The organism is Roseibium sp. ROS1 (assembly GCF_054658215.1).
This window is the reverse complement of sequence record NZ_BAAGIG010000033.1, coordinates 1-545: the sequence shown is the minus strand read 5'-3', so window position 1 is coordinate 545 and position 545 is coordinate 1. Positions and strand designations below refer to the sequence as shown.

The following is a 545-nucleotide window of genomic DNA, read 5'->3' as shown; positions in this document are numbered from 1 at the left end:
GCCGGATCGCGGTTTTCAACGGCTGCCAGTGCAGAACCCTTGACGATCGGAATGTCGTCGCCCGGGAATTCGTAGGAAGACAGCAGTTCGCGGATTTCCATTTCGACGAGCTCGAGAAGCTCTTCGTCGTCGACCTGGTCAACCTTGTTCATGAACACGACCAGAGCCGGAACACCAACCTGGCGAGCCAGGAGGATGTGTTCGCGGGTCTGCGGCATCGGGCCGTCAGCGGCAGAACAGACCAGGATCGCGCCGTCCATCTGCGCTGCACCGGTGATCATGTTCTTGACGTAGTCGGCGTGACCAGGGCAGTCGACGTGTGCGTAGTGACGGTTTTCCGTCTCATACTCAACGTGTGCCGTGGAGATGGTGATGCCGCGAGCCTTTTCTTCAGGCGCGCCGTCGATTTCGTCGTAAGCTTTTGCAGTCGCACCGCCGGTTTCAGCCAGCGTCATGGTGATTGCTGCGGTCAGCGTCGTCTTGCCGTGGTCAACGTGGCCAATCGTGCCAATGTTAACGTGCGGCTTGTTGCGCTCAAATTTTTC

General features: G+C 58.5%; 1 protein-coding gene. It reads right to left on the bottom strand.

Annotated elements, in window-relative coordinates; all coding sequences use genetic code 11:
- Positions 1 to 545 (bottom strand): GTP-binding protein (locus tag ACYQ6M_RS30375; protein ID WP_460077701.1); only part of this gene is annotated, 545 nt, incomplete at both ends.